Below are 23,286 nucleotides of genomic sequence, written 5' to 3'. Positions count from 1 at the left end.
GACCATGGGCCCGGGACGCCGCCTCACCAGGACGCTGGCAGCGCTGACGGCGCTGGTGGTGCTCGCCGGGTGTTCCCGGATCGACGGCGGCGACTCCGCCGCCGACGCCCGCGACCTGGGCGCGGCGGCGGAGGTCCGCCTGGGCTACTTCCCCAACGTCACCCACGCCGCCGCGCTGATCGGCGTCGACCGGGGGTTCTTCGCCCGGGAGCTGGGCGGCACCAGGCTCACCACCCAGACCTTCAACGCCGGTCCGGCGGCGGTGAACGCGCTGCTCGGCGGCTCGCTGGACGTGTCGTTCATCGGGTCCGGCCCGGCCGTCAACGCCTACGCCAAGTCCGACGGGCAGGCGGTCCGGCTGGTCGCCGGCGCGACCTCGGGCGGGGCGCAGCTCGTGGTCAGGCCGGACGTGACCACGCCCGCCGACCTGCGCGGCAAGGTGCTCACCGCGCCGCAGCTCGGCAACACGCAGGACGTGGCGCTGAAGAAGTGGCTGGCGGGCGAACGGCTCGACACGCAGGTGACCAACGTCGAGAACGCCCAGTCGCTCGACCTGTTCCAGCGCGGCGACGTCGACGGGGCCTGGGCTCCCGAGCCGTGGTCGTCGCGGCTGGTGCTGGAGGCGGGCGCGAAGGTGCTGCTCGACGAGGCGTCGCTGTGGGACGGGGGCCGGTTCCCCACCACGGTGGTCCTGGTGCGGACGAGGTTCCTCAAGGAGCACCCGGCCACGGTCGAGGCGCTGCTGCGCGGCCACCTCGCCGCCACCCGGTTCGCGCGGGACCACGAGGCCGAGGCCAAGCAGGTCGTCAACGACGCGCTGGCCCGGCTCACCGGCAAGGCGCTGGCCGGCCCGGTGCTCGACCGGGCGTTCGACCACATCGAGCTGACCCTGGACCCGCGGGCCGGGAGCTTCCCGCGGCTGGCGCAGGACGCGGTGACCGCGGGCGTGGCGAAGAAGGCCGCGAACGTGGCCGGCCTCGCCGACTTCACGCTGCTCAACGAGGTGCTCTCGGCGGCGGGCGAGCCGACCGTGGACGCCGCCGGGCTGGACCGCAAGTGACTCGAGGAAGGCAGGCACGCCATGACCGCCACGCTTGAGAACCCGCCGGCGGTGTCCCGCTCGGACGCCGCGGTGACCCTGTCCGGGGTCCGGAAGGTCTTCGGCCACGGCGCCAACGGCGTCGTCGCGCTCGACGGCGTCGACCTCTCGGTCGCCCCCGGCGAGTTCGTGTGCCTGCTCGGCGCGTCCGGCTGCGGCAAGTCCACCCTGCTGAACCTGGTCGCCGGGCTGGACGAGCCGACGTCCGGCCACATCGAGCTGACCACGTCGCGGCCCGCCGTGATGTTCCAGGAGGCCGCGCTGATGCCGTGGCTGACCGCGGCGCGCAACGTCGAGCTGCCGCTGCGGCTCGCGGGCGTCAAGCGCGGCGCGCGGCGGGCGAAGGCCGGCGAGCTGCTGTCGCTCGTGCGGCTCGTCGGCGCGGGCCACAAGCGCCCGCACGAGCTGTCCGGCGGCATGCGGCAGCGCGTGGCGCTGGCCCGCGCCCTGGCGTCCACGCTGGGCAGCGCCGGGGACGGCACTCCCGGCCTGCTGCTGATGGACGAGCCGTTCGCCGCGCTCGACGCCATCACCCGCGACGTGCTCCAGGCCGAGCTGGTGCGGGTGTGGCGGGAGACCTCGACGGCGATCGTGTTCGTCACGCACGACGTGCGCGAGGCCGTGCGGCTGGGTCAGCGGGTCGTGCTGCTGTCCTCCCGGCCCGGCCGCGTGGTGCGCGAGTGGTCCACCGCGGACCACGACGAGCCGGCGCTCATCGACGACATCACCACCCACCTGCGCGAGGTGATCAGCGGTCATGCAGCGGCTTGACCCGGACCTCGCGGCGGTCGGCGCGGGCCTCGACGCGCTGGACGCGCCCCCGTCGGAGCGGCGGGCGTCGTTCGGCAGGCGGTTCCTCCGCACCGCCGTGCCGCCGCTGATCGCGTTCGCCCTGCTCCTGGGCGTGTGGCAGGCGTTGTGGGCGCTCGCGTTCTGGCCGGAGTACCAGCTGCCCGCGCCTGGGACGGTGTGGGCCGCGGTGGTCGAGGCGGTGCGGACCGGCCGGGCGTTCGAGGTGCTGTGGACCTCGGTCAGCCGCGCCGTGCTCGGCTTCCTCACCGCCGTGGTGATCGCCACCCCGTTGGGGCTGCTGATCGCCAAGGTGCGGGTGGTGCGCGCGGCCATCGGGTCGTTGCTGACCGGCCTGCAGTCGCTGCCCTCAGTCGCGTGGGTGCCGGCGGGCATCCTCTGGTTCGGCGCGACGCCCGCGACCATCTACTTCGTCGTGCTGATGGGCTCGGTGCCGTCGATCGCCAACGGCCTGGTGTCGGGCATCGACCAGATCCCGCCGCTGCTGCCGCGGGTCGGTCAGGCCCTGGGCGCGACCCGGCTGGCCGCGGCCCGGCACATCCTGCTGCCCGCCGCCCTGCCGGGCTACCTGGCCGGGCTGAAGCAGGGCTGGGCGTTCTCGTGGCGCTCGTTGATGGCGGCGGAGATCATCGCCACGTCGCCGCAGCTCGGCGAGGGGCTGGGCCAGTACCTGCACAACGGCTCGGCGTTGAACGACATCTCGGTGGTGATCGCGGCGATCTTCCTGATCCTGCTGGTCGGCGTCGGGATCGAACTGCTGGTGTTCCGACCGTTGGAGCGGATCGTGCTGCGTGCGCGCGGATTGACGGGTGCCCTGTGACCGCGTTGGTGGCCGTGGCGCACGGCAGTCGGGACCCCCGGTCGGCGGCCGTGGTGCACCAGTTGTTGGACGTCGTGCGGGCGCTGGCCCCGTCGCTGGACGTGCGCGGCTCGTTCCTCGACCTCTCGGTGCCCCTGCTGGGCGACGTGCTGCGCGGGGCGCACGCGGACGGCCACCGCTCGGCCGTCGTCGTGCCGCTGTTGCTGGGGAAGGCCTACCACGCGCGCGTCGACGTGCCGAGCGCCGTGGCGGACGCCCGCCTGCCCGGCATGGACGTGGCGATCGCCGACGTCCTCGGCCCCGATCCCCGCCTGGAGTCCGCTGCCCTGCGCCGGCTGGCGTCGGTGGGCGTGCGGTCCCGCGACCGCACGCTGGGCGTGGTCCTGGCCGGCGCCGGGTCGTCGCACGCCCCGGCCAACGCGCTGGTGTCCTCGATCGCCGCGCGGTGGGCCGCCGGCGCCGGGTGGGCCGGCGTGGAACCCGCCTTCGCCGCCTCCGCCCAGCCCGACGTGCCGACGGCGGTCGCGCGGTTGCGGGCGCGGGGCGCCCGGCGGATCGCCGTGGCGTCGTGGTTCCTGGCTCCGGGCTTCCTGCCGGACCGCGTGACGCGGTTGGCGGGCGAGGGCGCGATCATCGCGCCCCCGTTGGGACCGGACCCGGAGGTGGCGGAGCTGATCCTGCACCGTTACGACGCGGCGTTGAGTGGTCGGTGGGCGGAGAGCGCTTGATCGGGTCGGGGTTGTGGAAACGCCGACAAGCGTCCTCCCCGAACAGGCAGACCGACAGAACAACACGGAGCCCTCGCACGACAAAGCGGCTCACCGGCCCCGTTACGCGTCCGTGCCGGCCTTCCTCCACAAAGGAGGGCTTCGTGTCATCCCGCCGACCTGGCGCAGCCCTACCGCACGTGTCAAGGGGGCGCCGTGCACGTCTTGCCCGTTCGTGCGCTGATGTCGCCCCCTTGACGCGTGTGGTAGCCCTCCGGGAGGTCGGCGGGATGACACGAACCCCGGACCCACAACGAGACCGCAGCCCTCGACGATGGCCTGTCATCCTGCTGATCTGCCCGTCCGGCGAGGACGCTTTTCACCGCTCTTGATCTTCGGGCTCCGCGTCCAACGCCTCCACCAACCGTTCCATCACCTTCAGCGTCGTGCGCAGGTCATCGAGGTCCACCTGACGCGAGATGCGGTTGGTGAACGCGTGCTGCGCCCGCGCCAACCGCGACACCGCCTCGTACCCCGCCCCCGTGGGCCGGAACAGCTTCGCGCGCTTGTGCGCCGGGTTGGGCAGGTACTCGGCCAACCCCTTCTCCACCAGCAGATCCGCGATGCGCTGCACGCTCTGCCTGGTCAGGCTCATCTCCCGGGCGATGCCCGACACCGGCAACGGCTGCCGCAGGACCGCACCGAGCACCTGCCACCAGGCAGCCGTCAACCCGACCGGCTTCGTCATCACCTCCGCCGCCTCCAGGAACCCGCCGTACAACCGGAACGTGCGCATGATGACCTCGGTCAGCACGTCCCCGGCCTCGGTCCGGGGCTCGACCTCCCCGCTCACCGCGTCCCCGCTCACGGCTGCCCCCACGACACCCCCGCTCACGACACCGCCTGCACCAGCTTGCCGAACCACTCCGGGTCCCCCGTCCGGTACAGCCCGTACCACGCCTCCAGCACGGCCGGCTCGTACAGGTCCAACTCGGCGAAGATCTCCCGCGCGAACTCCAACGACGACGCCGCGCCGGCCGTGATCAACCCACCCGACCGCACCGCGCGCTCCGCGCTGAACAGCGACGACCCGGTGTACCCGGGCACGGCCTCCAACTGCTGCACCACGTTCCCGCCGTGCGGCCGGTCGTTCAGCAGCCCTTCCGCCGCCAGGCCGATCGTCGCGCCGCAGATCGCCGCCACCGGCACGCCGGCGTCCAGCCACCGCCGAGCCGCCTTCGCGAACGCCGCGTTGGCGCCGCTCTCCCAGGTGTCCGCGCCGGGCAGGATCAGCATCGCGCTGTCCGCCGGGTCGACGTCCTCCAGCGCCAGGTCCGGCGTGATGCGCAGCCCGCCGATGGACGTGACGGGGTCGAGCGTCGCCCCGACGGTCCGCACCCGGTACAGGCCCGGCGCCTTCTGGAACTGCGGCGTGTTGATCTGCGCCACCGCGTGCCCGAACTCCCAGTCGGCCAGCGTGTCGTAGAGGGCGAGGTGGACCGTCTTCGTTGTCATGACAGCATCCTGTCATCTTGACAGCACACTGTCAACCAACGCCGCACCGTTAGAGTGCCGCCCATGGCAGACGAGCTGGTCCACTACGAGGTGCGGCGTGGCATCGCGACGATCACGCTGGACTCACCTCACAACCGCAACGCCCTGTCCGCCCGGCTGCGCGCCGAGCTGACCGCGCACCTGGAGACCGCCACGGCCGACGACGCCGTGCGGGTGATCGTGCTGAGCCACACCGGACCGGTGTTCTGCTCCGGCATGGACCTGAAGGAAGCGGGCGGCGCGAGCGCCGACCGGCAGGGCGTCAACGAGTTCCCCGCGATCCTGCGACAGCTCTGGACCAGCCCGAAGCCGGTCGTCGCCCGCTTGAACGGCCCGGCCCGCGCGGGCGGCGTCGGCCTGGTCGCGGCCTGCGACATCGCGGTGGCGGTGGACACGGCCACGTTCGCGTTCAGCGAGGTGCGCATCGGCGTCGTGCCGGCCGTCATCTCGGTGACCGTGCTGCCCCGCCTGCTGCCGCGCGCCGCGCACGAGCTGTTCCTCACCGGCGAGACGTTCGCCGCGCCGAAGGCCGTGGCCATCGGCCTGATCAACGCCGCGGTGCCGGCCGACGACCTGGACGCCGAGGTCACCCGCTACACCGACATGCTGGCGCTGGGCGCGCCCAACGCCCTGGCCGCGACCAAGCGGATGCTCCGGGAACCCCGGTCGAACGACCTGGACGAGGTGTTCGCCGACATGCTGGCCCTGTCCGCCCGGCACTTCGGCGGCCCCGAGGGCCAGGAGGGCATCGCCGCGTTCGTGGGCAAGCGCAAGCCGTCGTGGGTGCCGACCGACGACTGACGCCCCGCACGCGCGGCCGAGCCGGGCGAACCCCTGCAACAAAGACCGGACCAGACCGGACGGGACGGGACTAGTCGGTGTAGACGACGGTCAGCACCCGGTCGCCCAGCTCGGCCGTGCGCGCCACCGCGTCCGCCAGCACGGCCTCCACCTCGGCGTTCCCGCCTTCCCACTCCAGCACGTGCTCGCCCTCGGGCAGCCACGACAGGTCGGTCAGGCAGTCGTGCAGCGCGTCGAGGTTGTGCCCGAACCAGGCGGGGAAGCTCAACGCGTCCGCGATCGCCGCGATGGCGGCCTGCTTCGAGCGCGCGCCCCGGCGCACGACGTGGCGGTAGGTCATTTCCTCACATCCACGACGACGAACGACCCGTAGTGGTCGGGCGTGTAGTACACCTCGTCGGACGACCCGGTCACGAGCCGCCGCGCGCCGCGGTCGTCGCTGCCCGGCGTCGGCACCGTGTACTCCCGGTAGTAGTCCGCCGGCTTGGCGGGCAGCCGCTTCTCCCGGTTCTGGAACGTCGTGCCGTCGTTGCGCGGGTACGGGAACGGCCCGCCGCGCCCGATCAGCTCCCAGGTGGCCCGCACCTGCTCGGGCAGCCGCGACAGCGCCTCGACCGGCAGCCCCGAGTCCGCGCCGGGCACCCCGGAGGCCGCGACCGAGGCCGGCGCGGGGCCCGACGACGCGGGGCCCGACGAGGAGCCGGTGAGGTCCTTGGCGAAGTAGCCGACCACGACGAGCGCGATCAGGCCGATCAGTGCGACGGAGAGCCGCCGGGCGGGAGTCACGGTCCCAGAGCCTACGAAGGACCGCTCGCGTCCACCGCCGGGGGTTGCGGCCCGTCACCGGCCCGGTCGACCTTCGGCACCGGGTTGAACCTGGTCGACGCGTTGTCCACCACCCGGTCGATGAGCCGGGCCGCGCCCAGGCACAGCGGCAGCAGCACGCACATGAGCAGTCCGAACTGGAACGGGAACGCGAGCTGCGCCAACCACAGCTCGACCCCGTCCCACCACTGCTCGAACGCGTCCACCACGCCACCGAGCCTAGTCCCGTGACGTGCTTCACCGCACACGGATCGCTACCACTCGGTAAGTTGCCCGCATGTTCGCCGTCTACGCAGCCGAGCCGAGCCCCGAAGACCCGATCGCCGCCCTGCGCGTGGGCGAGCGGCCGGACCCCGAAGTCCCCGCCGGGTGGGTGAAGGTGGCCGTGCGGGCGGCCAGCCTGAACATGCACGACCTGTGGACCCTGCGCGGGGTGGGGATCAAGCCGGACCAGTTCCCGATGATCCTGGGCTGCGACGGCGCGGGCGTGCTGGAGGACGGCACCGAGGTCGTGCTGCACTCCGTGATCGGCGACCCGGACTGGACGGGCGACGAGACGCTGGACCCGCGCCGCACGCTGCTCACCGAGAAGCACCAGGGCACGTTCGCCGACTACGTCGTCGTCCCGAAGCGCAACGCGCTGCCCAAGCCCGCGGGGCTGAGCTTCGCCGAGGCGGCGTGCATGGGCACGGCGTGGCTGACCGCGTACCGGATGCTGTTCGTGAACTCGGGCCTGCGGCCGGGCCAGACGATGCTCGTGCAGGGCGCGTCCGGCGGCGTCTCGACCGCGTTGGTGCAGTTGGGCCGCGCGGCGGGCTTCCGCGTGTGGGTGACCGGCCGCACGGAGGAGAAGCGCGCGCTGGCCGAGAGCCTGGGCGCGCACCGGTCGTTCGAGTCCGGCGCGCGCCTGCCCGAACGCGTGGACGCGGTGTTCGAGACCGTCGGCAAGGCCACCTGGTCGCACTCGATGAAGGCGCTCAAGCCGGGCGGGACCCTGGTGATCTCCGGCGCGACGAGCGGTGACGCGTCGGCGGCCGAGCTGCCGCGGCTGTTCTTCCTGCAACTGCGGGTGGTGGGCTCGACCATGGGCACCCGGCAGGAGCTGGCCGACCTGCTGTCGTTCTGCGACCTGACGGGGCTTCGCCCGCAGATCGGCGCCGAGCTGCCGTTCGAGCGGGCCGAGGAGGGGATGCGCGCGATGCTCGACGGCGAGACCGCGGGCAAGATCGTCTTCTCGCGGAGCTGAGGACGACCGCCGCCGCCCTCGACTCAATCGTCCATCCGCACAAGATCCGGTTCCCCGAATGGTGCGATCGAACAAACCCGGTGACAGTTGACCGGCGTACGGTTCGCCGCACACCAATTCCACCGAGGGAGCTGGACGAATGACGGTGCAGGACGGATTCGGCCGGGGCAGCGGCGTCTTCCGCCGCAAGCCGATCGAGCAGATCAGTGACGAGAAGACGGCGCTGACCCGGACCCTCGGGCTCTGGCAGCTCACCGCCATCGGCGTCGGCGGCATCATCGGCGCCGGCATCTTCTCCCTGGCGGGCGCCGTGGCGAACCAGACCGCGGGCCCGGCCGTGCTCATCTCGTTCCTGGTCGCGGGCATCGCCAGCGCCGCCGCCGCGTTCTCCTACGCGGAGTTCGCGGGCCTGATCCCCAGGGCCGGCTCGGCCTACACCTACGGCTACGCCGTGCTCGGCGAGATCGTCGGCTGGTTCATCGGCTGGGACCTGCTGCTGGAGTACACCGCGATCGTCGCCGTGGTCGCCATCGGCATCAGCGGCTACTTCAACGAGCTGCTGAACCTGCTCGGCATCGACCTGCCGGTGTGGATGCTCGGCGCGCCCGGCACCGAGGGCACGGGCGTCGCGGCGGGCAGCTACAAGGTCAACCTGTTCGCCGTGCTGCTGTGCCTGCTGATCGCGTTCGTGCTCAACCTGGGCATGAAGAACGCGGCCCGCTTCGAGACGACCCTGGTGTACCTGAAGGTCGGCGTGGTGCTGCTGGTCATCGTGGTCGGCGCGTTCCACATCAACACCGACAACTACAACCCGTTCTTCCCGTTCGGCGTCTCCGGCGCGCTGACCGGCGCGGCCACCGTGTTCTTCGCGGTGTTCGGCTACGACGCGATGAGCACGGCCGCCGAGGAGTCCAAGGACTCCCAGCGGCACATGCCGAAGGCGATCATCTACTCGCTGGCCATCTCGATGGTGCTGTACGTGCTGGCGTGCCTCGTGCTCACCGGCATGGTCAACTACAAGGACGTGGACTCGGAGAGCGCGTTCGCCTCCGCGTTCGCCGACATCGGCCTGCCCGCCCTGGGCATCGTCATCTCCGTCGGCGCGGTGCTGGGCATCACGACCGTGCTGTTCACCTTCCTCATGGGCGCGGCGCGGGTCGGCTACTCGATGTCGCGCGACGGGCTGCTGCCGAAGTGGTTCGCCAAGACCCACCCCGTCAAGCACGTGCCGACGCGCACCACGTGGGTGCTCGGCATCGCGTCCGCCGTCATCGCGGGCTTCCTGCCCATCGCCGAGGCCGCCGAGCTGACCAACATCGGCATCCTGCTGGCGTTCGTGGTGGTCTGCGTCGCGGTCATCGTGCTGCGGTACAAGCAGCCGAACCTGCCGCGCACGTTCAAGACGCCGGGCATGCCGATCGTGCCGATCATCGGCGTGGTCTTCTCGCTGTGGCTGATCACGTTCCTCGCGCCGGAGACCTGGCTCCGCTTCGCGGTGTGGTTCGCCATCGGCCTGGTCGTCTACTTCGCCTACAGCCGGCGCAGGTCAGTCCTCAACGACCCCGCGCCCGTCAAGACCGAGGACTGAGTCGCACCAGTCCTCCACCACGTCGGCGAGCACGGCCATCGGCAACGGGCCGCCGCCCAGCACGACGTCGTGGAACGCCCGGATGTCGAAGCGGTCGCCCAGCCGCCGCTCCGACTCGCCGCGCAGGCGCTGGATCTCCAGCCGCCCGACCATGTAGGCCAGCGCCTGCGCGGGGTTCTCGATGTACCGGTCGACCTCGGAGAAGATGTCCACGTCGGGCATGACCGCGTTGGCGCGCAGGTAGTCCACGGCCTGCTGCCGCGACCAGCCCATCGCGTGCAGGCCGGTGTCCACCACCAGGCGGGCGGCGCGCAGCGAGTCGGCCGACAGCATCCCCAGCCGCGCCACGTCGTCGCTGTAGAGGCCCATCTCGTCGGCCAGCCGCTCGGTGTAGAGCGCCCACCCCTCCAGGTACGCCTCGATGGACGCGAACCGCCGCAGCAGCGGCAGGTCGCGCAACTCCTGGGCGAGCGCGATCTGGAAGTGGTGGCCCGGCACGCCCTCGTGGAACGCGGTGGCCTCGGCGCTGAACCGGTCGCGCAGCTCGGCCTGGTGCGTGTTGACGAAGTAGGTGCCCGGCCGGGAGCCGTCCATCGCGGGGTCCACGTAGTAGGCCAGCGGCGCGTTCGGCGCCTCCGCCTCGGGCACGGCCTCCACCGCGCACCGGGTCGACGGCACCGTGCCGAACCAGTCCCCCGCGACCGCCTCGGCGCGGGCGATGGTCGCCGCGGCCAGCGACACCATGTCCTCGGCGCGGCCCCAGCGCAGCGCCGGGTCGGCGAGCAGGCGGGCGCGCACGCCGGCGGCCGTGGTGGGGCCGAACACCCGGCCGCCGATCTCCTCGTACTCCCCGTCCAGCCGCTCGATCAGGTCCAGGCCGATCCGGTGCAGCTCCTCGGGGGTGTGGCCGGTGGTGGTGTACGTGCGGACGAGGTCCGCGTAGATCAGGTCGCCGTCGGGCAGCCAGCACAGGCCGGGCTGGTCCTCGCCACGACCGCGGCCGACCACCTCGGCGCGCAGGAACTCGCGGTAGCGGGCGACGGCCGGGTGCACGACCTCGTGCAGCAGCCGCGCGCAGACGTCGGCGAACGGCGTGCCGCGCAACGGCGTGCAGAGCGGGTCGTCGTCCTCGGCGAGGTAGCGGTCGATGCGGCCGACGGCGGCTTCCACGAGGTGCCGCAGCGGACGGCGGGCGGAGTCGCGCTGCCGCCGGGTGAGCGCGTCCAGGTAGGCGGGTAACGCCGACAGCCGGGTCAGGTACGCCTGCCGCGCCCGGTCGTCGGACGGCCGGACCAGCGGCAGCGCGCCGAGCAGCACGACCAGCGGCGCGTTGAGCCCTCCGGCGTGGGTGTGCTCCACCAGGTGCGAGTCCAGGCGGTGCACCAGACCCCATGCCTCCTGCGCGACCACCGCACGCGTCACCGCGTCGTCGTCCCCGCCGCGCGCACGGCGCGCTATGTCGTGGGCGCGGTCGCGCAGCGCGCGTTCGCCGTCGAGGCTCGGGTCCGGCAGCCGGTCGTCCCAGCCGGGGATCCCGAGCAGCGTGGCCATGACGGGATCGGCGTCCAGGACCAGGGTCAGCATCTCGTCGGCGAGTTCGCGCGCGGTGGTCACGTCGTCATTCTGTGGTGCTACGCCGGGGGAATGCGCGTGTTCGCGACGGAAAGCGCCTGGCGCGCCTCGGCGAGCAACCGGGCGACGACCTCGGCCGCCGGGGCCGGTCGGGCCAACGCGTACGTCTGCCCGGCCCACAACGACATCAGCTCCGGGTCGCCCGCCGCGCGCACCGGCCGGGTCAGGTGGTGCACCTCCGGGTACGCGGCCGGCGCCCGGTCCTGGTTCTCCAGCAGGAACCGGTTCACCAGGCCGCGCGCGGGACGTCCGCTGAACGCCCTGGTCAACGCCGTGCGGCGGGTGCCTTCGGCGAGGGCCTGGCGGTGCGCGGCGGACGTGCCCGCCTCCGGCGTGGCGAGGAACGCGGTCCCCAGCTGCGCCGCGACCGCGCCCGCGACGATGACGGCGGCGACGTCCGCGCCGTGCACCAGGCCGCCGGCCGCGACCAGCGGCAGGTCCACCTTGGCGCGCACCAGGCGCAGCGCGGCCAGCAGCCCCAGCAGCTCGCCGCCGCCGGGCGAGACGCCGTCGTCGCTGAACGTGCCGCGGTGCCCGCCCGCGTCGCCGCCCTGGACGCACAGCGCGTCCGCGCCGACCTGGGCCGCCTGCACGGCCTCCTGCGGGGTGGTGACCGTGACGACGACCGTCGAGCCCGCCGCGTGCAGGCGGTGCACGTCCTCCGGGGCGGGCAGGCCGAACGTGAACGAGACCACCGGGACCCGCAGCGCCATCACGAGTTCGAGCTTGGCGGCGTAGGAGTCGTCGTCCCACCGCGGCTCGCCCGGTTCGGTCGGCGACTGCGCCCGCACCCGGTCGCGGTAGCCGGACAGGTCGGCGGTCGACCGGGGGCCGGGCACGAACAGGTTGACCCCGAACGGCCGGTCGGACAGCGCGGTGGTGGCGGTGATCTGCTCGGCCAGCGCCTCGACGGACAGGTAGCCGGCGGCCAGGAACCCGAGACCGCCCGCCCGGCCGACCTCGGCCACGAGCGCGGGTGTGGACACCCCGCCCGCCATCGGCGCGGCGATCACGGGCACTTCGAGTCGGTCCAACATGGAACGACCCTAAACCCCGTCACCGCCGCGGTCACGTCGTGGCAGCTCACGGGCCCGGGGCGGCAAAACGGACCGTTCCGGGCGGACAACCCGGGCGTTCTGAACGCAGGACACGGTCGTTCTGAACGCAGGACACGCGCGTTCTGAACGCAGGACACGCGCGTTCCGAACGCAGGACACGCGCGTGCCGAACGCAGGACACGCGCGTGCCGGGCGTAGGACTCGCGCGAGAGTCCTACGCCCGGCGCGGTGGGTCAGGGCAGCGTGTCCAGGTGCGGGGCCACCGTGTTGGCGAACTGCCAGTTGTTCGAGGCGTCCCAGTTGATCGACCACGTCATCGCGCCGCGGATGCCCGGCCAGGTCTGCGAGGGCTTGAACGACCCGCAGTTCGTGCCCTTGGCGAGGCAGTTCAGCGCCGCGTTGACGTTGGCGGGCGACTGGTAGCCGCCGCCCGCGCCCGACGGCGAGGCGGGCAGCCCCAGGCCGACCTGGTCGGGCCGCAGGCCGTTCTGGAGCTGGATGCAGGCGAGCGCGACCAGGAAGTCGACCGTGCCCTGGGCGTAGACCTTCTGGTCGCAGCCGAGCATCGTGCCGGAGTTGTAGAACTGCATGTTCACCACGGTGAGGATGTCCTTCACCGCGAGCGCCAGCTTGAAGTACTCCTGGCCGGTGGACTGCATGTCGATGGTCTGCGGGGCCATCGTGATGACCTTGCCGCCGGCCGCGTTGATCGCGCGCAGCGCCTGCGCCATGTAGGTGGCGTTGACGCCGTTCTCCAGGTCGATGTCCACGCCGTCGAACCCGTAGTTCGCGATCAGGGTCTTCACGCTGTTGGCGAAGTTCGTCGCGGCGGTGGCGTTGCCGACGCTGATCGTGCCCTTCTCGCCGCCCACCGAGATGATCACCTTCTGGCCGCGGGACTGCAGCGTGCGGACGTCGGCCTTGAACTGGGCGTCGGTGTAGCCGCCGAGCTTGCTCGACAACGTCGGGTCGAGCGTGAACGAGACCGCGCCCGGAGTGGTGGTGGCGTCGGCGAACGCGACCGCCACGATGTCGTAGGTGGTCGGCACGTCGGCGAGCTTGAGCAGGCGCGAGCCGTTGTCGAAGTTGTGCCAGTAGCCGGTGAGCAGGTGCTTCGGCAGCGACGGGTTGGGATTGCCGGTCGTCGTCGTGGTGGTCGTCGTGGTGGTCGTGGTGGTGGTCGTGGTCGTCGTCGTGGTGGACGTGGTGGTGCTGGTCGTGGTGCTCGTCGGCGGGGTGCCGGGGCCGTCCAGGCTCACGTCGTCGGCGTAGAACGTCGGCTGGCCGTACCAGCCGTGCAGGTAGATCGTCACGCTGCCGGTCGCGCCGGTGGTGAAGTCGATCGAGAGCTGGCCGAAGCCCGCCGAGCCCGGCGTCCAGGTGCTCTTGTCGCCGCTGCCGGTGCCCGTCACGCCGAGGTACACGTAGCTGCCCTGCACCCACGCGGACAGCTTGTAGGCGGTGTTGGCCTGCACGGCGATCGTCTGCGAGCAGCGGGCGTTGTCCTGGCCCGCCGGGGTGCCCGCCAGGGCGGCCGTGCCGCTGCGCTTGGTCGTGGTCACCGCCGTCGCCGCGGCGCTGCACGTCCACCCGCCCGTGCCGCCCTCGAAGCCGGGGTTGGCGACCAGGTTGGCGGCCGACGCGCTGCCCGCGACCACCAGGGTCAGGCCCGCGACGGCCAGCAGGCCCGCCAGCACCGCGCCCAGCACGCGTCTCGTCCTCGGAACCACGTCCACCTCCACGTTCTCGTCGGCGGCCAAAGCCCAGCACAGGTGACGTGGGCCACTCGAAAAATGGACTAGACCACTGGGCCTTGTCAAGGGTGTGACCATGGGCTCGTGACGTTCACCGTTGATGACGCGATCCGGATCGCGCGCGCCGCCCACGAGGGGCAGGTCGACAAGTCCGGCCGGCCGTACATCGACCACCCGCTGCGGGTGATGGCCCGGGTGTCCGGCGAGCACGCGCGCATGGCCGCCGTGCTGCACGACGTGGTCGAGGACACCGACGTCACCGCCGAGGACCTGCGGGCCGCCGGGTGCCCGCCGGAGGTGGTCGCGACCGTGCTGGCGCTGAGCCACCGCGACGGCGAGTCGCAGGAGGACTACCTGGCCCGGGTGCGGACCGACCCCGTCGCGGTGGCCGTGAAGCGGGCCGACATCGCCGACAACACGTCACCGCCCCGACTGGCGCTGCTGGACCCCGCGACCCGCGACCGGCTGCGCGCGAAGTACGCGCGGGCGCTCGACCTGCTGGACCGGTGACACGGCCTTCACGCGGCCGTGACAGTTGCGGCGGAGATCACGGCGCAGGCGGTCGCGCAAGGCTCTGACGTGCGGCATCATGGTAGGTGAACCGATACAGATGGCCGACCGAAAGGCGACATGACCAACGCTCTGAAGACCGTTCGCACGTACTTCGCCACCCGGCGGCAGATCCGCAAGCGGGAAGCGGACCTGAACCGCGAGTTGGCCGCCTACGACACCCCGAGCGCCCGGATGGACATGGAAGCCATCCTCGCCCGCCACTCGAGCCACGAGGCGCGTGAGATCGAAGCGATCCTCCGCCGCCACGCGCTCAACGGCATGCTCCGCAACCACAGCTGAGCCGCCGCACCCTGCGAGGGCCTTCAGGACAGGGGCGTCCTGAAGGCCCTTCCGTCATTCCGACGTCTCCCGCAGCGCACCGAGCAGCTCGGCGGGCACGACCCGCACCGGGAACGGCAGCGTCGCGTCGAACGGGTCCTCCCCCTTCACCTCGGCCACCTGCCGGTAATGGCCTTCGCCGTCGAGTTCGAACACGGCCATCACCGGCTCCTGGGGATCGATCACCCAATAGCTCACGACACCCATGCGTTCGTAGGCGTTCTTCTTGACGGTCAGGTCACGGATACCCGTGCTCGGCGAAAGCACTTCCACCGCCAGCAATGGCGCGACGGGCAGCACCTTGTCCGTGAAATCGGCATTGCGGCCGACAAGGACATCGGGTTGCACCTCGGTCATCGCGGACGCCCGCACGGCGAACGGGGCCGTCAACACGCTCAAGTCCTCCGGGCACCGCGCGTCCAGGAGCGAGCCGAGTTTGAGGACGATCTTCTGGTGGCGGAATCCGGGTGCCGGGCTCACGAGCAGCTCACCGTCGACCAGCTCGTAGCGACGTCCGTCATCGGGCATGCCCTCCAGGTCTTCGACCGTGTAGGGACCGCTCCTGTGTTCAACCATGACGGTCATGGTCCCCTCCTTCCGGTTGTCGCGCCAACCATGGCAGAGGGAATCCGCGAAAAAAGGCATCCGCGCCGATCAACCACCCGAAGATGTGCCGATCGGCGCGGAATTGGCCGGTGGTCCTACTTCTTGCCCTTGTCCTTGCCGGAGTCCTCGGTGGACAGGGCGGCGACGAAGGCTTCCTGGGGGACCTCGACGCGGCCCACCATCTTCATCCGCTTCTTGCCTTCCTTCTGCTTCTCCAGCAGCTTGCGCTTGCGGGTGATGTCACCGCCGTAGCACTTCGCGAGCACGTCCTTGCGCATCGCGCGGATCGTCTCGCGGGCGATCACCCGCGCGCCGATGGCGGCCTGGATCGGCACCTCGAACTGCTGCCGCGGGATCAGCTCGCGCAGCTTGGTGGCCATCTTGGTGCCGTAGCCGTAGGCGTGGTCCTTGTGCACGATCGCGCTGAACGCGTCCACCGGCTCGCCCTGGAGCAGGATGTCCACCTTCACCAGCTCGGCGTTCTGCTCGCCCGACTCCTCGTAGTCCAGCGACGCGTAACCGCGCGTGCGCGACTTCAGCGAGTCGAAGAAGTCGAAGATGATCTCGCCGAGCGGCATGGTGTAGCGCAGCTCGACGCGGTCCTCGGACAGGTAGTCCATGCCGCCGAGCTGGCCGCGCTTGGACTGGCACAGCTCCATGATCGCGCCGATGTAGTCGCTCGGCGCGATGATCGTGCACTTGGTGACCGGCTCGTAGACCTCGGCCCGCTTGCCCTCGGGCCAGTCGGACGGGTTGGTCACGACGTGCTCGGTGCCGTCGTCCATGACGACGCGGTACACCACGTTCGGCGCGGTGGAGATCAGGTCCAGGCCGAACTCGCGCTCCAGCCGGTCGCGGGTGATCTCCAGGTGCAGCAGGCCGAGGAAGCCGCACCGGAAGCCGAAGCCGAGCGCGGCCGACGTCTCCGGCTCGAACGTCAGCGCGGCGTCGTTGAGCTGCAGCTTCTCCAGCGCCTCGCGCAGCACCGGGTAGTCGGAGCCGTCCACCGGGTACAGCCCCGAGTAGACCATGGGCTTGGGCTCGCGGTACCCGGCCAGCGGCTCGGTCGCGCCCTTCTTGTCCCAGGTGACGGTGTCGCCGACCTTGGACTGCCGCACGTCCTTCACGCCGGTGATCAGGTAGCCCACCTCGCCGACGCCGAGCCCGCGGCTGGGCTTGGGCTCGGGCGAGATGATGCCGACCTCCAGCAGCTCGTGCGTCGCGCCGGTGGACATCATCTTGATCCGCTCGCGCGGGGTGATCCGGCCGTCCACCACGCGGATGTAGGTGACCACGCCGCGGTAGGTGTCGTAGACCGAGTCGAAGATCATCGCGCGGGCCGGCGCGTCGGCGTCGCCGACCGGCGCGGGCACCCGCCGCACGACCTCGTCCAGCAGCTCGCCGACGCCGAGGCCGGTCTTGGCCGAGACCCGCAGCACCTCCTCGGGCTCGCACCCGACGATGTGCGCCAGCTCCTTGGCGTACTTGTCCGGGTCCGCCGCGGGCAGGTCGATCTTGTTCAGCACCGGGATGATGGTGAGGTCGTTCTCCATCGCCAGGTACAGGTTGGCCAGCGTCTGCGCCTCGATGCCCTGGGCGGCGTCGACCAGCAGCACGGTGCCCTCGCACGCCTCCAGGGCCCGCGACACCTCGTAGGTGAAGTCGACGTGACCCGGCGTGTCGATCATGTGCAGCACGTGGTCCTGGCCGTCGAGCTGCCACGGCAGGCGCACGTTCTGCGCCTTGATCGTGATGCCGCGCTCCCGCTCGATGTCCATGCGGTCGAGGTACTGCGCGCGCATCGCCCGCTCCTCGACGACGCCGGTGAGCTGCAGCATGCGGTCGGCCAGCGTCGACTTGCCGTGGTCGATGTGCGCGATGATGCAGAAGTTCCGGATCAGCTCCGGAGGCGTGAACGTCTGGTCGGCGAACGTGCTCACTCAGGTTCCTCGCACAGGAAGGACGGGGGCCTACTTCACTGGACGCGGACGAAGGCCCAGTTCGACAACACACAGCATCTCATGTCCCGGCGTGGCGGCGTCCCCCCTGGGCGTGACCGAGGCCATAAGCTGCCCGCCGTGTACGCGAACGGTGAAGACCCCCGCCCGGCCAGGGGCGCGGTGCGCGAGGTCCACTCGGCCGCGGTGGCGGCCACCCTGGAGTACTCGCCCGACCTGGACGGCCTGGCCGACCCGGGCGAGGTGGTGTGGGCCTGGGTGCCCTTCGAGGAGGACCCGAACCGCGGCAAGGACCGCCCGCTGCTGGTCGTCGGCCGCCACCGCCGCGCGCTGCTGGGCCTGATGCTGACCAGCAAGACCCCCGACCGGCACGAGGCGGACGACTGCCTCGACCTGGGCTCGGGCCGCTGGGACCGGGACGGGCGGCACTCCTACCTGCGCCTGGACCGCGTGTTCGAGCTGGACGAGGACGACATCCGGCGCGAGGGCTCGGTGCTGGAGCCGGAGCGGTTCTCGCTGGTCGTGGACGCGCTGCGGCGGCTGGGCTGGCGCTGAGGCGCGGCGGGGTCCTCAGGGGCCGGCGAGGGCTTCGGGGGCGCATCTCCGGCATCGCCTCGGGGCGATCCCCGATGCCGCCCGACCACCCGCCGACGACCCTGGGGTCATGGCGAACAACCTGATGAAGGCGCTCGACGCGGCGTTCGGGCACCCCCGCGGCAAGGTGGGCGAGCTGGGCGGCCGGGTGATGGCCGTGCTGAACGCCAAGGTGGAGGAGCACGTCACCGAGGTGGCCGCGCCGACGGCCGAGGAGGTCGTGCTGGTGCTCGGCCCCGGTCCGGGCGTGGGCCTCAAGCTGGCCGGCGAACGCGCGCTCAAGGCCATCGGCGTCGACCCGTCGCAGGTCATGCTGGACGAGGCGCGGGTCCGGTGCGCCGAGCTGATCGTGGCGGGCCGGGTGGAGCTGCACGAGGGCGCGGCGACGCGGACCGGCCGGCCGGAGGACTCGGTGGACGTGGTCGTGTCGGTGAACAACCTCCAGCTCTGGGGCAACCGGCCGGCCGCGTTCCACGAGCTGTTCCGGGTGCTGCGGCCCGGCGGCAGGCTGGTCGCCTCCGTGCACCGGCGGGCGCTGGACACGTCCGAGTACGACCTGATCCGGGAGGCCGAGGCGGCCGGGTTCACCGAGGTGCGCACGTCGTTGCACCAGTACGGCGGCGTGGTCGGGCCGGCCGTGCAGCTACTGGCGCGGGTCCCGGCGTAGCGGGTGGTCGGCGGGCACCTCCACCAGCGCGATCCGCCGCCCGTCCGGGTCGGCGACCCACAGCTCGTCCAGGCCCCACGGCTCGCGCCGGGCGGGCCGGACGACGTGCTCGGCGAGGTCCTCGGCGGCGCGGGCGAGGTCGCGCACCTGGAGCCACAGCTGCGTGGCGTCGGTGGGGTCCGCGTCGGCGTGGCCGGAGACCTCCAGGAACCCCTGGCCGAGGAAGAACACGGTGCCGCCGGGGAACTCGCGGTGCACGGCCAGGCCCAGCACGTCCCGGTAGAACGCGCGGGCGCGCTCGGGGTCGCGTGACCGGATCAGGACGCGGCTGCTGAGGATCTCCACGTCCCCAGGCCAGCACACGGTCGGGTCGAGCGCCATTCGCCCGTGCGCGTCCGCGCGGCCGACCCCGCGCCGGCCGCGCTCGAGCGGTCCCGTGCCCGCGTCACGCGCACGGTGCCGCTCAGGGACGCGATGCCGCCGGCGGGGTCGTCCGGACCTCGTGCCGAGGCACGTCCGGGGCGAGGAACGACAGCAGCCGCTCGCCCTCCCGCTCCACCTCGTCCGGCGCGGTCAGGCGGTGGAACGGCCGCAGCTCCAGCGTGGCGGCCTCCCTGGTGCGGTGCACCGCCCAGTCGCCCGCCGTGACGCCGTCGACCAGGAAGAACTGCGGCACGGGCCCGTGCGGGTCGTAGTCGCGCGCACGCACGTCGTCGGTGACGATCCGCCGCCGGTCGGCGTGCGAGAGCAGCACGTTGTCGAAGTCGTAGAGGAACCGCACCGGCGCGGGCACGTCCTCGTCCGGCCGGGGCGCGTCGGGCAGGTCGAACAGCTCCTGGCCGTCCTCGTCGCGCAGCCGCAGCAGCGGCAGCTCCTCGACCACCTCGCGCAGCCGGGTCAGGCCGGACCACGTCTGCACGTCCTTCACCGTCGCGGGCCCGAACGCGGCCAGGTAGCGCCGCACCAGGCCGTCCACCGACGGCTTGTCCGCCACGGACGCGCCCAGCCACGTCTCCACGGTCGTGTGCGCGATCGACCCGCTGCGACCCCACACCCCGCGCGGCGGCACCTGCACCAGCGGCGCGAGGCAGCGGATGGCGTAGGCCAGCGCGGCGGCGGACCGGTCCGGCCACCGCTGCCGGAGCAGCGCGCCCAGCTCCTTGTTCGTGCGCGGCGCCTCGGCCAGCAACGCGCGGCCGGCGGCCACCACGGCGTCCACGTCGAGACCGCGCATGTCCCGGCCGTGGGTGTAGTTGCGGAACAGGTCCCGGTCGAGCGCGGGCTGCACGGCGGGGCGCAGCTCCAGCGCGTCGGCCGCGGTGACCAGGTGGATGGTCGAGCGCATCAGGGCGATGCGCACGAGCCGCCGGTCCACCAGCGCGTCGGCGGCCAGGTCCGGGGTGAAGCCGGCGACGCGCGACCACAGGCCGGTGTACCAGGTGTGCGGGGTCTGCGCCTGGAGCCCGACCAGGCGGGTGACGACTTCGGGCACCGTCGCGTCGGTGCGGGCCAGCAGGAACTGCCTGGCCAGGGTGGCGCGACCGAGGGCGCGACGGCTCAGTACCGGGATCATGCGCCCAGAGTAGGAACGATTGCGGACAACTCCGGTCCTCATAGCGTCGCGACTTGCCGTGCGGCGAAAAAAAGTGATATCACTTTGCTAAGCACGCGATATGAGATCAGAGGTGGGACATGGACGCGACGACGGACGTGGCGGTGCGGATGCCCGCGCCCGCGGTGCGGGAGAAGGCGGCGGTCGCCGCGCCCGGCATCCTGGCGTTCTTCATCGGGCTGCTGGCGCTGGCGGTCGGGGTGCTGCTGGTGGTCGTGTCGGTGGTCCCCGACCCGGAGGACCCGAACGTGCCCGCGGCGGTCGCCGGGCTGGTCGTCCTCACCGGCGGCGGCATCGGGCTGCGCGGGCTGTTCACCGTGGCGCCGGGCGAGGCGCGGGTGCTGCAGTTCCTCGGCCGCTACACGGGCACGGTCCGCCAGGACGGGCTGCGCTGGGCGAACCCGTTCAGCACCCGGGCCAAGGTCTCCACCCGGATCCGCAACCACGAGACCGCGACGTTGAAGGTCAACGACGCCGACGGCAACCCGATCGAGATCGCCGCCGTGGTGGTGTGGCAGGTGGACGACACGGCGCGGGCCATGTTCGAGGTGGACGACTTCGTGCGGTTCGTCGGCATCCAGACCGAGACCGCGGTGCGGCACATCGCGACCAGCTACCCCTACGACAACCACGAGGAGTCCGGCCTGTCGCTGCGGGAGAACGCGGACGAGATCACCGAGACGCTGTCGGCGGAGATCGCGGCCCGGGTTGAGGCGGCCGGCGTGAAGGTGATCGAATCACGCCTCACGCACCTCGCCTACGCCCCGGAGATCGCCCAGGCGATGCTCCAGCGCCAGCAGGCGGGCGCGGTGGTCGCGGCGCGGACGCGGATCGTGGAGGGCGCGGTCGGCATGGTGCAGCTCGCGCTGGACCGGCTCGCCGAGGAGGACGTGGTGGACCTGGACGAGGAGCGCAAGGCGGCGATGGTGTCCAACCTGCTGGTCGTGCTCTGCGGCGACCGATCCACGCAGCCCGTGGTCAACGCCGGGTCGCTCTACACCTGACGTGGCCGAGCGCAAGAGCGTCCTGCTGCGCCTCGACCCGGCGGTGCACGACGCCCTGACGAGGTGGGCGAACGACGAGCTGCGCAGCACCAACGCGCAGATCGAGTTCCTGCTGCGCCGCGCGCTCGCCGAAGCCGGCCGCCTGCCCAACGGCGCGGGCGACCAACCCAGGCGCGGCCGTCCGCGCAAGAACCCCGCCGAACGCGGGGACGGACCGGCCGGGTGACCCGACGCCGTCGGTGCGGACCACCGCGCCGGCGGCGTCCCGGCGTCGCGGGCCACTGCCCCGGCGGCGTCCCGGCGTTGCTGCGGGCCGCCGGCGCGCGTCCCGGCGTTGATCGACTCGCGGCGTGCGGCGGCCGGTGCGACCGTTGGCCGGATGAGCGAGCTGACCTCCCCGTACGCGCCCGGGACGCCCGCGTGGGTGGACATGATGACCACCGACCGGCAGGCCACCGCGGCGTTCTACGGCGGCCTGTTCGGCTGGGAGTTCGAGGTCGGCGGCCCGGAGACCGGGCACTACACGATGGCGCTCGTGCGCGGGCTGCCCGTGGCCGGGTTCGGCGAGATGCCGTCCGACGCGATGTTCCCCGTGGTGTGGACGACCTACCTGGCGACCGACGACCTGGACGAGTCGGTGGAGAAGCTGAACGCCAACGGCGGCAAGGTGCTCGTGCCGGAGTTCGACACCGGCGGGCCGGGGCGCGGCGCGATCGCGGTGGACCCGTACGGCGCGGCGTTCGGGTTGTGGGAGGCGGGCACGCACATCGGCGCGTACGTGGTCAACGAGCCCGGTTCGGTCGTGTGGAACGAGCTGGCCACCCGGGACGCGTTCGGCGCGGCCGAGTTCTACCGGCTGGTGTTCGGCGTGGGCCTGGACCCGCTGCCGGACATCCCGTACACGCAGCTGCGGGTGGACGGCAGACCGGTGGCGGGCGTGTTCGGCATGGCCAACGAGATCCCCGCGGAGATCCCGCCGCACTGGATGACCTACTTCGCGGTGGCCGACGCGGACGCAGCCGCCCGGCGGGTGCGCGAGCTGGGCGGCGTCACGGTCGGCGACGTGGTCGAGTCGCGGTTCGGCCGGTTCACCACGGTCGGCGACCCGATGGGCGCGACGTTCCGGGTCATCCAACCGCCGCCTTCCACCCCAGACTGACCACCAGCGCCACCACGACGGTGAGGAACACGCGGCGCACGAACGCGGAGCCCCGCCGCACCGCGAGCCGCGCGCCGAAGACCGAGCCCGTCACGTTGCACAGCGCGAGCACCAGGCCCAGGCCCCACAGCACCTTCCCGGCCGGGACGAAGTACAGCAGCGCGCCGAGGTTGGTCGCCACGTTGACCACCTTGGCCGTGGCCGAGGCGCGCAGGAACGCGAACCCGACCAGGCCGACGAGCAGAAACACCAGGAACGCGCCGGTGCCCGGCCCGGCCAGGCCGTCGTAGAACCCGACCACCGCGCCGCCGAGGGCCATCACGGCGACCTGCGCGGCCCGGCTGAACCTCGGCGCCTCGGCGACGCCCAGCTCCGGCTTGCGCCAGGTGTAGAGGCCGACGCCGACCAGCGCGACGAGCACCACGCCGTTGAGCACTCCCGGCGCCAACGCGCCCGCGAACGCCGCGCCGCCCACCGCGCCGGCGAACGCGGCGACCGCCATCGGCAGCGCCGACGACCAGTCGATCGGGGTCTGCCGCGAGTAGGCGCGCACCGCCGCGGCCGTGCCGACCACGGACGCGATCTTGTTGGTGGCCAGCGCGTACAGCGGCTGGCCGCCGGGCGCGACGAGCAGCAGCGCGGGCAGCTGGATCAGTCCGCCACCGCCCACCACGGCGTCGACCGCGCCCGCGAGGGCGGCGGCGAGGCAGAGGAACAGCAGGGCGGCGAGCGAGATGTGCCCGAAGCCGGGCCAGTCGAGTGCGGCGGTCACGCGCCCATGAAACAAGACGGGCGTACTGCATTTCATGCCTTACCGGGGTGGGAGCGCTCCCAGAATGCGCCGTTCAGCCCTGTTGTGGGCGGTTTCACACAGAGAGGGTGTTCCCGGGCGTACCCCCGA

Annotated in this window: 27 protein-coding genes; 14 read left to right on the top strand and 13 right to left on the bottom strand. The window is 72.2% G+C overall.

The window, feature by feature from the left end; genetic code table 11:
- Positions 1-4 precede the first annotated feature (4 nt).
- Genes ACWEFJ_RS04650 through ACWEFJ_RS04635 form a run of 4 tightly spaced genes read left to right on the top strand, consistent with a single transcriptional unit; the run spans position 5 to position 3,457 of the window.
- Positions 5-1,060 carry an ABC transporter substrate-binding protein gene (locus tag ACWEFJ_RS04650; RefSeq protein ID WP_449712918.1) on the top strand — a complete coding sequence of 352 codons (1,056 nt, stop codon included), beginning with the start codon at positions 5-7 and terminating at the stop codon, positions 1,058-1,060.
- Between the two features lie 21 nt (positions 1,061-1,081).
- Positions 1,082-1,870, top strand: a complete 789-nt coding sequence (locus ACWEFJ_RS04645; RefSeq protein WP_449712917.1) for an ABC transporter ATP-binding protein — start codon at positions 1,082-1,084, stop codon at positions 1,868-1,870.
- Entirely contained in the window at positions 1,857-2,729 is an 873-nt protein-coding gene (locus ACWEFJ_RS04640; protein WP_378089667.1) for an ABC transporter permease, read from the top strand. The genes ACWEFJ_RS04645 and ACWEFJ_RS04640 overlap by 14 nt, the downstream gene beginning before the upstream one ends.
- Positions 2,726-3,457 (top strand): sirohydrochlorin chelatase, encoded by a 732-nt coding sequence (locus tag ACWEFJ_RS04635; protein WP_449712916.1) that lies wholly within the window; start codon positions 2,726-2,728, stop codon positions 3,455-3,457. Before ACWEFJ_RS04640 ends, ACWEFJ_RS04635 begins: the two co-directional genes overlap by 4 nt.
- A gap of 358 nt (positions 3,458-3,815) precedes the next feature.
- Here ACWEFJ_RS04635 and ACWEFJ_RS04630 read toward each other — a convergent pair whose 3' ends face one another.
- The gene (locus ACWEFJ_RS04630; protein WP_378089670.1) at positions 3,816-4,304 is read right to left on the bottom strand and encodes a MarR family winged helix-turn-helix transcriptional regulator; all 489 of its coding nucleotides are present in this window, start codon (positions 4,302-4,304) and stop codon (positions 3,816-3,818) included.
- 23 nt (positions 4,305-4,327) lie between these two features.
- Positions 4,328-4,951 (bottom strand): DJ-1/PfpI family protein, encoded by a 624-nt coding sequence (locus tag ACWEFJ_RS04625; protein ID WP_449712915.1) that lies wholly within the window; start codon positions 4,949-4,951, stop codon positions 4,328-4,330.
- Positions 4,952-5,014: 63 nt separating this feature from the next.
- Between ACWEFJ_RS04625 and ACWEFJ_RS04620 the strand changes: the two genes are divergently transcribed.
- A complete protein-coding gene (locus ACWEFJ_RS04620; RefSeq protein WP_449712914.1) occupies positions 5,015-5,791 on the top strand; it encodes an enoyl-CoA hydratase family protein in 777 nt (258 codons plus the stop codon).
- Positions 5,792-5,861: 70 nt separating this feature from the next.
- Here the strand turns inward: ACWEFJ_RS04620 and ACWEFJ_RS04615 are convergent, their stop codons facing one another.
- From ACWEFJ_RS04615 to ACWEFJ_RS04605, 3 genes are read right to left on the bottom strand one after another with little or no spacing between them, the layout of a single operon-like run.
- Positions 5,862-6,131 (bottom strand): barstar family protein, encoded by a 270-nt coding sequence (locus tag ACWEFJ_RS04615; protein WP_378089676.1) that lies wholly within the window; start codon positions 6,129-6,131, stop codon positions 5,862-5,864.
- Positions 6,128-6,577, bottom strand: coding sequence for a ribonuclease domain-containing protein (locus tag ACWEFJ_RS04610; protein WP_449712913.1), 450 nt, complete (start codon positions 6,575-6,577; stop codon positions 6,128-6,130). The genes ACWEFJ_RS04615 and ACWEFJ_RS04610 overlap by 4 nt, the downstream gene beginning before the upstream one ends.
- A gap of 11 nt (positions 6,578-6,588) precedes the next feature.
- On the bottom strand, positions 6,589-6,825 hold the full coding sequence (locus tag ACWEFJ_RS04605; protein ID WP_378089680.1) for a hypothetical protein: 237 nt from the start codon (positions 6,823-6,825) through the stop codon (positions 6,589-6,591).
- Positions 6,826-6,893: 68 nt separating this feature from the next.
- Here ACWEFJ_RS04605 and ACWEFJ_RS04600 point away from each other — a divergent pair, with 68 nt between their 5' ends.
- Complete coding sequence (locus ACWEFJ_RS04600) at positions 6,894-7,862, top strand: quinone oxidoreductase family protein (protein ID WP_378089682.1); 969 nt, start codon at positions 6,894-6,896, stop codon at positions 7,860-7,862.
- A gap of 139 nt (positions 7,863-8,001) precedes the next feature.
- Entirely contained in the window at positions 8,002-9,450 is a 1,449-nt protein-coding gene (locus ACWEFJ_RS04595; protein ID WP_449712912.1) for an amino acid permease, read from the top strand.
- Here ACWEFJ_RS04595 and ACWEFJ_RS04590 read toward each other — a convergent pair.
- From ACWEFJ_RS04590 to ACWEFJ_RS04580, 3 genes are all read right to left on the bottom strand, one after another.
- Positions 9,409-11,064, bottom strand: coding sequence for a DUF885 domain-containing protein (locus ACWEFJ_RS04590; protein ID WP_449712911.1), 1,656 nt, complete (start codon positions 11,062-11,064; stop codon positions 9,409-9,411). The genes ACWEFJ_RS04595 and ACWEFJ_RS04590 overlap by 42 nt on opposite strands.
- Positions 11,065-11,081: 17 nt before the next feature.
- Positions 11,082-12,119, bottom strand: coding sequence for an NAD(P)H-dependent flavin oxidoreductase (locus tag ACWEFJ_RS04585; RefSeq protein WP_378089688.1), 1,038 nt, complete (start codon positions 12,117-12,119; stop codon positions 11,082-11,084).
- 254 nt (positions 12,120-12,373) lie between these two features.
- Positions 12,374-13,870: a chitinase gene (locus ACWEFJ_RS04580; RefSeq protein ID WP_449712910.1), complete on the bottom strand. Its 1,497-nt coding sequence runs from the start codon at positions 13,868-13,870 to the stop codon at positions 12,374-12,376.
- Positions 13,871-13,978: 108 nt separating this feature from the next.
- Here ACWEFJ_RS04580 and ACWEFJ_RS04575 point away from each other — a divergent pair, with 108 nt between their 5' ends.
- Together ACWEFJ_RS04575 and ACWEFJ_RS04570 are read left to right on the top strand one after the other, a co-directional pair.
- Complete coding sequence (locus tag ACWEFJ_RS04575) at positions 13,979-14,404, top strand: HD domain-containing protein (protein ID WP_449712909.1); 426 nt, start codon at positions 13,979-13,981, stop codon at positions 14,402-14,404.
- 120 nt (positions 14,405-14,524) lie between these two features.
- A complete protein-coding gene (locus ACWEFJ_RS04570; RefSeq protein WP_378089694.1) occupies positions 14,525-14,746 on the top strand; it encodes a hypothetical protein in 222 nt (73 codons plus the stop codon).
- A gap of 54 nt (positions 14,747-14,800) precedes the next feature.
- Here the strand turns inward: ACWEFJ_RS04570 and ACWEFJ_RS04565 are convergent, their stop codons facing one another.
- Positions 14,801-15,370 carry a Uma2 family endonuclease gene (locus ACWEFJ_RS04565; RefSeq protein ID WP_449712908.1) on the bottom strand — a complete coding sequence of 190 codons (570 nt, stop codon included), beginning with the start codon at positions 15,368-15,370 and terminating at the stop codon, positions 14,801-14,803.
- Between the two features lie 116 nt (positions 15,371-15,486).
- Complete coding sequence (gene lepA / locus ACWEFJ_RS04560) at positions 15,487-17,331, bottom strand: translation elongation factor 4 (protein ID WP_378089699.1); 1,845 nt, start codon at positions 17,329-17,331, stop codon at positions 15,487-15,489.
- Positions 17,332-17,469: 138 nt separating this feature from the next.
- On the opposite strand from lepA, the gene ACWEFJ_RS04555 reads away from it, so the two are divergent.
- Together ACWEFJ_RS04555 and ACWEFJ_RS04550 are read left to right on the top strand one after the other, a co-directional pair.
- Positions 17,470-17,904, top strand: a complete 435-nt coding sequence (locus tag ACWEFJ_RS04555; protein WP_378089701.1) for a type II toxin-antitoxin system PemK/MazF family toxin — start codon at positions 17,470-17,472, stop codon at positions 17,902-17,904.
- A gap of 109 nt (positions 17,905-18,013) precedes the next feature.
- Positions 18,014-18,610, top strand: coding sequence for a class I SAM-dependent methyltransferase (locus ACWEFJ_RS04550; protein ID WP_378089703.1), 597 nt, complete (start codon positions 18,014-18,016; stop codon positions 18,608-18,610).
- On the opposite strand, the gene ACWEFJ_RS04545 is transcribed toward ACWEFJ_RS04550, so the two are convergent.
- Positions 18,587-18,955, bottom strand: a complete 369-nt coding sequence (locus ACWEFJ_RS04545; protein WP_378089705.1) for a VOC family protein — start codon at positions 18,953-18,955, stop codon at positions 18,587-18,589. The two genes, ACWEFJ_RS04550 and ACWEFJ_RS04545, sit on opposite strands and share 24 nt — an antisense overlap.
- A 118-nt stretch (positions 18,956-19,073) precedes the next feature.
- The gene (locus ACWEFJ_RS04540) at positions 19,074-20,183 is read right to left on the bottom strand and encodes a winged helix DNA-binding domain-containing protein (RefSeq protein WP_449712907.1); all 1,110 of its coding nucleotides are present in this window, start codon (positions 20,181-20,183) and stop codon (positions 19,074-19,076) included.
- A gap of 119 nt (positions 20,184-20,302) precedes the next feature.
- Between ACWEFJ_RS04540 and ACWEFJ_RS04535 the strand changes: the two genes are divergently transcribed.
- The 3 genes from ACWEFJ_RS04535 (at position 20,303) to ACWEFJ_RS04525 (ending at position 22,385) form a co-directional block, all read left to right on the top strand.
- Entirely contained in the window at positions 20,303-21,226 is a 924-nt protein-coding gene (locus tag ACWEFJ_RS04535) for an SPFH domain-containing protein (RefSeq protein WP_378089708.1), read from the top strand.
- Between the two features lies 1 nt (position 21,227).
- Positions 21,228-21,452, top strand: a complete 225-nt coding sequence (locus ACWEFJ_RS04530; RefSeq protein WP_378089710.1) for a hypothetical protein — start codon at positions 21,228-21,230, stop codon at positions 21,450-21,452.
- Between the two features lie 153 nt (positions 21,453-21,605).
- Positions 21,606-22,385, top strand: coding sequence for a VOC family protein (locus ACWEFJ_RS04525; protein WP_449712906.1), 780 nt, complete (start codon positions 21,606-21,608; stop codon positions 22,383-22,385).
- On the opposite strand, the gene ACWEFJ_RS04520 is transcribed toward ACWEFJ_RS04525, so the two are convergent.
- Positions 22,354-23,157 (bottom strand): sulfite exporter TauE/SafE family protein, encoded by an 804-nt coding sequence (locus ACWEFJ_RS04520; RefSeq protein WP_378089714.1) that lies wholly within the window; start codon positions 23,155-23,157, stop codon positions 22,354-22,356. The two genes, ACWEFJ_RS04525 and ACWEFJ_RS04520, sit on opposite strands and share 32 nt — an antisense overlap.
- Positions 23,158-23,286: the final 129 nt, after the last annotated feature.

It is taken from the genome of Actinosynnema sp. NPDC004786 (assembly GCF_053601135.1).
This window is presented reverse-complemented; position numbering and strand designations above follow the sequence as displayed.

Bases quoted from the DNA above. Each gene is read 5' to 3' on its own strand.
- ACWEFJ_RS04650 (WP_449712918.1), top strand. From the start codon at position 5: ATGGGCCCGGGACGCCGCCTCACCAGGACGCTGGCAGCGCTGACGGCG.
- ACWEFJ_RS04645 (WP_449712917.1), top strand. From the start codon at position 1,082: ATGACCGCCACGCTTGAGAACCCGCCGGCGGTGTCCCGCTCGGACGCC.
- ACWEFJ_RS04640 (WP_378089667.1), top strand. From the start codon at position 1,857: ATGCAGCGGCTTGACCCGGACCTCGCGGCGGTCGGCGCGGGCCTCGAC.
- ACWEFJ_RS04625 (WP_449712915.1), bottom strand. From the start codon at position 4,951: ATGACAACGAAGACGGTCCACCTCGCCCTCTACGACACGCTGGCCGAC.
- ACWEFJ_RS04620 (WP_449712914.1), top strand. From the start codon at position 5,015: ATGGCAGACGAGCTGGTCCACTACGAGGTGCGGCGTGGCATCGCGACG.
- ACWEFJ_RS04615 (WP_378089676.1), bottom strand. From the start codon at position 6,131: ATGACCTACCGCCACGTCGTGCGCCGGGGCGCGCGCTCGAAGCAGGCC.
- ACWEFJ_RS04600 (WP_378089682.1), top strand. From the start codon at position 6,894: ATGTTCGCCGTCTACGCAGCCGAGCCGAGCCCCGAAGACCCGATCGCC.
- ACWEFJ_RS04595 (WP_449712912.1), top strand. From the start codon at position 8,002: ATGACGGTGCAGGACGGATTCGGCCGGGGCAGCGGCGTCTTCCGCCGC.
- ACWEFJ_RS04585 (WP_378089688.1), bottom strand. From the start codon at position 12,119: ATGTTGGACCGACTCGAAGTGCCCGTGATCGCCGCGCCGATGGCGGGC.
- ACWEFJ_RS04570 (WP_378089694.1), top strand. From the start codon at position 14,525: ATGACCAACGCTCTGAAGACCGTTCGCACGTACTTCGCCACCCGGCGG.
- ACWEFJ_RS04565 (WP_449712908.1), bottom strand. From the start codon at position 15,370: ATGACCGTCATGGTTGAACACAGGAGCGGTCCCTACACGGTCGAAGAC.
- ACWEFJ_RS04550 (WP_378089703.1), top strand. From the start codon at position 18,014: ATGGCGAACAACCTGATGAAGGCGCTCGACGCGGCGTTCGGGCACCCC.
- ACWEFJ_RS04540 (WP_449712907.1), bottom strand. From the start codon at position 20,183: ATGATCCCGGTACTGAGCCGTCGCGCCCTCGGTCGCGCCACCCTGGCC.
- ACWEFJ_RS04535 (WP_378089708.1), top strand. From the start codon at position 20,303: ATGGACGCGACGACGGACGTGGCGGTGCGGATGCCCGCGCCCGCGGTG.
- ACWEFJ_RS04525 (WP_449712906.1), top strand. From the start codon at position 21,606: ATGAGCGAGCTGACCTCCCCGTACGCGCCCGGGACGCCCGCGTGGGTG.